Origin of the sequence: Pseudomonas folii, from assembly GCF_014357575.1 — a bacterium.
Taxonomy (GTDB): domain Bacteria; phylum Pseudomonadota; class Gammaproteobacteria; order Pseudomonadales; family Pseudomonadaceae; genus Aquipseudomonas; species Aquipseudomonas folii.
The window spans coordinates 1-6,194 of record NZ_JACONW010000221.1; the positions used below are offsets into that span (position 1 = coordinate 1).

6 protein-coding genes are annotated in these 6,194 nt (G+C 57.5%); 3 read left to right on the forward strand and 3 right to left on the reverse strand.

What is annotated here, in order from left to right; translation table 11 throughout:
* Positions 1-263: 263 nt before the first annotated feature.
* The 3 genes from H8S59_RS25405 to H8S59_RS25415 all read right to left on the reverse strand — a co-directional run bounded on the left by H8S59_RS25405 (position 264) and on the right by H8S59_RS25415 (position 2,647).
* Entirely contained in the window at positions 264-923 is a 660-nt protein-coding gene (locus H8S59_RS25405; protein WP_187523215.1) for a response regulator, read from the reverse strand.
* Positions 920-1,813, reverse strand: a complete 894-nt coding sequence (locus H8S59_RS25410; RefSeq protein WP_187523216.1) for a sensor histidine kinase — start codon at positions 1,811-1,813, stop codon at positions 920-922. Before H8S59_RS25410 ends, H8S59_RS25405 begins: the two co-directional genes overlap by 4 nt.
* Positions 1,814-2,209: 396 nt before the next feature.
* A complete protein-coding gene (locus H8S59_RS25415; RefSeq protein WP_187523217.1) occupies positions 2,210-2,647 on the reverse strand; it encodes a hypothetical protein in 438 nt (145 codons plus the stop codon).
* Positions 2,648-3,203: 556 nt separating this feature from the next.
* On the opposite strand from H8S59_RS25415, the gene H8S59_RS25420 reads away from it, so the two are divergent.
* The 3 genes from H8S59_RS25420 to H8S59_RS25430 all read left to right on the forward strand — a co-directional run bounded on the left by H8S59_RS25420 (position 3,204) and on the right by H8S59_RS25430 (position 6,116).
* Complete coding sequence (locus H8S59_RS25420) at positions 3,204-4,133, forward strand: chemotaxis protein CheV (RefSeq protein ID WP_027898954.1); 930 nt, start codon at positions 3,204-3,206, stop codon at positions 4,131-4,133.
* A 186-nt stretch (positions 4,134-4,319) separates the two neighbouring features.
* Positions 4,320-5,129, forward strand: a complete 810-nt coding sequence (locus H8S59_RS25425) for an MOSC domain-containing protein (RefSeq protein WP_187523218.1) — start codon at positions 4,320-4,322, stop codon at positions 5,127-5,129.
* 51 nt (positions 5,130-5,180) lie between these two features.
* Positions 5,181-6,116, forward strand: coding sequence for a 2-hydroxyacid dehydrogenase (locus H8S59_RS25430; RefSeq protein WP_187523219.1), 936 nt, complete (start codon positions 5,181-5,183; stop codon positions 6,114-6,116).
* Positions 6,117-6,194 lie beyond the last annotated feature (78 nt).

Sequence of the window (6,194 nt, forward strand, 5' to 3'; positions counted from 1 at the left end):
GGGCGCTCTTGAGTTGAAGAGTGGCAGGATGCCGGGTTAGCCGCATTGGGCCATGGATTGCCCGTTGCGGCGGCCCACGGTTCAGGGTCTGCGGGCGGGTACACCGAGCGACAGCGAGGTGCCGAGTGGTGGGGCATGTACGTTTTGCTTACTTTTGCGTTTTTCAAAAGTGAGGCGCTGTAAAAGCGCAACCAATAGAAGCCATGAACGCGGTAACGGATATGTACACAAAACTCACTACACGAAAAAACTGTAAGCAACCATCAATCATCCAGACTGATAATCCCTTCCCGCACACAAAACAGAACCAGCCCGGCCACGTCATGAATCTGCAGACGCTTCATGACCTGAGCCCGGTGGGTTTCCACGGTCTTGATACTCAGCCCCAGCCCACCGGCAATTTCCCGAGTCGACTTGCCACGCACGATCAAGCGCAGAATCTCCAGCTGCCGAGCCGTCAGATTATGGTTTTGCGGCGTTTCGTACTTGCGCGCCTGAACACTGATCAACGCCTGATTGATCACCGTGTGGGCAATCGCCGGGCTCAGGTAACGTTCACCACTGCTCAACGCCAGTAACGCCTGCTCCAGTTCAGTCGCTGCGGCGTCCTTGAGCAAGTATCCGTGGGCACCCGCTTCCAGCGCGCGCATGATCCGCGTCGGGTCGCTGTGCATGGACAGGATCAGCACCTTGCTGTCCGGCAAGGTACTCCGCAATTCTTTCAGGGCGTCGAGGCCGTCGACATCCTTCATGGAGATATCCAGCAGGATGATGTCGGGGTTCAACTCGGTAGCCAGTGCGCTCAGTTGCGCGCCGTCGCAAGCCTCGCCAATCACCGAATAGCCCGGAATGTCGGCTACCAGCGCGCGAACGCCAGCTCTGATCAATGAGTGATCGTCAATCAACAGCAATGTGCAGGTCATCTAGCCTTCTTGTCTATGTTTGCTCGTTCATGAGCGCGCGGTATCCAGGGCAACAGCACATCGATACGCGTGCCGTCGCCGGGTTCGCTGCGTATCGTCCATGTACCGTTGAGAAGAGCCACCCGCTCAGCCATGCCGGCCATGCCTCGCTGCCCCTCACGGGCCGGGTCCGCTGCGGGTGAAAAACCGACGCCGTCGTCGCTGATATGCAGTTCCAGACCTTGCGGCAGGCGTCGCAGGCGAACCAGCAGATTGTTCGCCTGGGCGTGGCGCAACATATTGGTCACCGCTTCCTGGGTTATGCGAAACGCAGCAACCGTCATCTCTTCCGGAATGCCGGACAGTTGCTGCTTGCACTCCAGGCTCCAGCGCACCTGACTGTCCGCCAGCGTGCGCAGCAGATGCCCGCGAATACTGGCTTCCAGGCCCAGGCTGGTGAGCTGGCGAGGGTGCAGGATCGCCGATACATCGCGGACCTTGGCCAGGGTTTCGTCAAGGGTGTTGTTGAGTTGCGCGCTGTGTTCGAGTAGTTCGGCAGGCAGACGGCGGCGCAGCCATTCCGATTGCAGCTTTGCAGCAGTGAGCATCTGGCCAATGTCGTCATGCAGTTCGCGGCTCAGGCGATGCCGTTCGTTCTCCTGAACCTGCAACATGTGATCGGCCAGTTCCTGCGGCTGGAAACGAATCGAACGGCCATAGCGCAACCGGGCCTGCCAGACGCTGGCGAAGGTCACGAGATTAAGCAGCAGCAGGGCGACAGGGAAATCGTCGGACGTCAGATACAGCGCGCAATTACCGATTGCTGCACCGATGCACAGAATGGCATTCAGCCAGAGAATGTTTCTGTTATTCGGCAACCGATATCTGGAAATACTGGTACGGGCGTGCATAGCGATGGAGCCATCGGGTGGTCACTGCGGAACAACCTGCCATTGAGGATGCCAGGTCAATGTTGGGCACGTCACTGAATGTTGACTGCCTTGATTCATTATTTTTGTCTCGTCTTGCAGGTCTTATCGCACATCCTGTGCCGCCACGATTGCGTCAATAATGCTTCGGGTCGTGATCTTACCTCAATGTTCAAACTTTGAACGAGCTGCCTGACTTTACACCGGGTAGTTGACAAGGCTGGCAGGCCTTATTGCACTGACGCGCGCGGAATGGCCACGAACAGTCCAGGCATGCTGTGTTTTTACAGTGCAGCGACGAGGCTTTTTATGGGATAGGCGTGCTGTTACTCGTTATCCATCGGCGCGTCGGGGCCAGTCACAGGCCCGCGTCTCAGGTCATGACCGGAGTTGTTCCTGAACCGGTTCGCAGGCTTCCAGGCCGCAGGTATAGGCAAGCTGCCCCAGCAGTTCTTTTTGCTCGGTGTCATCCAGCAGCAATTGCCCGGTATGAGGATCGATCAACTCGAGTTGCCAGGCCAGAAGAGTCAGGCAGTTTTCAAGCGTCTGAAGGGCATCGTCGGTCAGGCGGATAGTCGGGTAGGCGACACTCAGCATGCCGCGTAACTGACGAGCGAAATCGGCAGTGCTCGGGATCAGCGCGTTATCAGCGGTTTCGGAGAGTTTGAACAGAGTGCGGAGCAGGCACTCGACGGCATCCTGATCATTGCTGATCATTTCCAGGTGCGCGAGGCATTCCTGGCAGGTGCCAAGCAGCAATTGGGATTCATCAAAGAAGTCGGGGTGGGTCTGTTGCCACTCTTTAGCGTTCAGCATGGGTATCTCCATAGATCATGGATCGCTCCAGTGTAGTACCCGGCGCGCACTGCGGAACGTTAATGTGGATGTGAAGTGAAGGTCTGTAGGCCGCTTCTGATTGTTTCGAAATGGAAAGGGGTGTGGCGAATGTTTCGATTGAATGGGTCACGCTGGCGAGAGAGGCGGTTTGAGCGGGCGCGGCAATGCATTCGCCGCCTGCGGCGAATAGAGACGGAAGGCTTTTTGAGGTGGGCCGCGACGCAACCAAGAACTCAACTCCATTCAAAATATGAGAATGGTGTCACATTAATGGCTAAGTCGAGACGCGCAAATCAGGTCCGCCCCGAGGGGGTCTAGGGGTTACCCCTAGGGTGCGGAAGGCCCGTCGCCTGCGGAAGAAGCGATAAAGGGCTGTTACTGGTCGGAATAAACGTCTGTCATTCGCAGATCAGTAAATCATGATGTTAAAGTGATATCAAATGTGTATTTAACCTTTCATCGCCTTTAAGTCCCGCTGTTTTCAGCCGATAACAACTTCGCAGACTCACTGTGACCCACGCTTCAGGAGCAAGAAATGGCTGGCATTCTCGACTCAGTAGATCAACGCACACAACTGGTGGGCGAGAACCGCCTTGAAATCCTCATGTTTCGCCTGGCGGGTCGGCAGCTGTTTGCGATCAACGTTTTCAAGGTTCAGGAAGTTCTGCAACTGCCTAAACTGACGTTGATGCCACAACGTCACTCGTTTGTGTGCGGTGTGGTCAACCTGCGCGGCCAGACTCTGCCGGTGATCGACCTGTCCCAGGCCATCGGGATGAAGCCGCTGGTACCGGGGCCGAACAGCACCATTATCGTGACCGAATACAATCGCTCGGTTCAGGCCTTCCTGGTGGGAGGTGTTGATCGCATCGTCAACATGAACTGGGATGCAATCATGCCACCGCCTGCCAGCGCTGGCCGTCAGCATTACCTGACAGCAATCAGTAAAGTCGACGATCAACTGGTTGAAGTCATCGACGTGGAAAAAGTTCTCGCCGAAATCGTGCCGTACAACGCCAAGGTATCCAGCGAAAAACTTGAGGACCCTGTGCTTGCCGCTGCGGTAGGCCGTGAAATCCTGTTGGTGGATGACTCCAAGGTCGCACTCAGCCAATTGCGTGACACCCTGTCTCAGTTGGGCCTGAAGCTGCACGTGGCCAGCGACGGTCTCAAAGCATTGAATATGCTCAAAGCCTGGGCCGACAGCGGTGAAGTCATGACCGAGAAACTGTTGATGGTGTTTACCGACGCGGAAATGCCGGAAATGGATGGTTACCGCCTGACCACTGAAATCCGTAACGATCCACGTTTGCGCGAATTGTATGTGGTGTTGCATACCTCTCTTTCCGGCAGCTTCAACGAATCCATGGTGAAGAAAGTTGGCTGCGACAACTTCCTCTCCAAGTTCCAGCCCGACAAACTGGTCGACGTGGTTCGTGAACGTTTGATCATGGTTCAGGGTTGAACAAGGCTCAGGGCTGAACGAGGCTCAGGCCTGATCGCAGTTCAACGACGACCCAACCCGACGAGCGAGCCAGGCGCAGCATTGATCTGCGCACTGGCTTGCATTGCCATGTCTCGCAACGGACAAGTTCGTATAAGCTTGTGGCCTTCATGATTCCGGCGATTTCAGCCGTACAAGGAACAGGCCATGTTGCATCTCAGCGCGCTCTACCGTTTCCCCCTTAAATCCTGCAAGGCTGAAGTCCTTCAGCAGGCGTCCTTTGACGAGTTGGGAATGACCGGGGATCGACGCTGGATGCTGGTGGACGAAGCCAGCGGGCGTTTTCTGACCCAGCGCGCCTTGCCTCACATGTCGCAACTGTCAGCGCTGTTGAGCGCCGACGGTGGCGTGACCCTCCAGGCACTAGGCTTTGCGGCACTGGATATTCCTGTCCCGCAAAATATCGAACAGTCTTTGCGCGGCGTTACGGTGTGGCGCGATACGTTGCGCGTCCCGGATGCCGGTGACGAGGCCGCTCGCTGGGTCAGCGATTTCATTGGCAAACCGACCCGCATGGTGCATGTCCCGGCTGACCGCGCGCGCATGTTGCCCGGCGGTCTTGGTGTGGACGAAAAGCGGGTCGGGTTCGCCGACGGCTTCCCGCTGTTGCTGATCGGTCAGGCATCTCTCGACGATCTTTCGGCGAAGATCGGCCGTCCGCAGGAAATGTTGCGCTTCCGGCCAAACCTGGTGGTGGAGGGGGCTGAGGCGTTTGCTGAAGATGGCTGGAAGCGTATTCGGATTGGCGACATCGAGTTTCGCCTGCTCAAGGGATGCACGCGTTGCATCCTCACCACCATCGATCCCGCCACCGGCGAGCGCAACGGGGATCGCGAACCATTGACCACCCTGAAGACCTATCGAGAGCGGGAAGGGGATGTCTGGTTCGGGCAGAACATGGTCAATGACGGACCGGGCATCATCGAAGTCGGCATGCCGTTGACAGTGCTGGAGTGAGATCCTGACTCAGGTTACTGTCCGTTTTTTCCATCGTTTCCGGAGCCCTGCATGACAACCACAGTTCTGGTGCTGGTCGAGAGCGTCAACGAGTACCTACCCATCCTCGAAAACAACGGTTATCGACTGATTCTGGCGCCGACCCCCGCAACGCGAGCTGAAGCCATTGCCACACGCAGTGAGGAAATCACTGTAGTGCTGACCCGAGGACCGCTGGGGCTTTACGCAGATGAAATTGCCGCGCTGCCGCATTTGCAAATCATCTGCGTACTGGGCGCAGGCTATGAGCACGTTGACCTGGCTGCAGCTGAAGCACGGGGTATCACGGTCACTAACGGCGCGGGGGTCAATGCACCGACGGTGGCCGATCATGCGATGTCGCTGTTGTTGTCCATCGTGCGGGATATCCCTCAGGCGGACGCGTCGGTGCGTCGCGGCGAGTGGCGCAAGGTCACGCGCCCTTCGTTCGAGGGCAAGCGCCTCGGCATTCTCGGGCTTGGCGCGGTCGGCCTGGCCATCGCCCGACGTGCAGCGGGTTTTGGCATGCTCGTGAATTATCACAATCGCAGGCAGCGCACCGATGTGGATTTCGACTATTGCGCAACGCCGCTCGAACTGGCCCGTGTCTCGGACTTTCTGATTATCGCCACGCCGGGTGGCGGCGGCACTCAGCACCTGATCGACAGTCAGGCCCTTGATGCTCTGGGTCCGCAGGGCTTCGTGGTCAACATCGCCCGAGCCAGTGTGATTGATACTGCTGCATTGGTTGATGCCCTGCAGCAGCGGCGAATTGCCGGTGCGGCGCTGGATGTGTTTGACGATGAACCGCGGGTTCCCGAGGCCCTGAAGGCGCTCGACAACGTGGTACTGACGCCGCATGTAGGCGGCTTGTCGCCGGAGGCATCCGAAGCGACAGTGCAGAGGGTGGCGGATAACCTGCAGGCGTTTTTTGCGGGTAAACCGGTGTTGACGCCCGTGCGTGGTTGAGTGGTTAAGATGTAATGCCAAGTTAGACCTTGGCGCTCTTATCGCGGGCAAGCCGTGGTCCCACAGAAGATTGCGGTT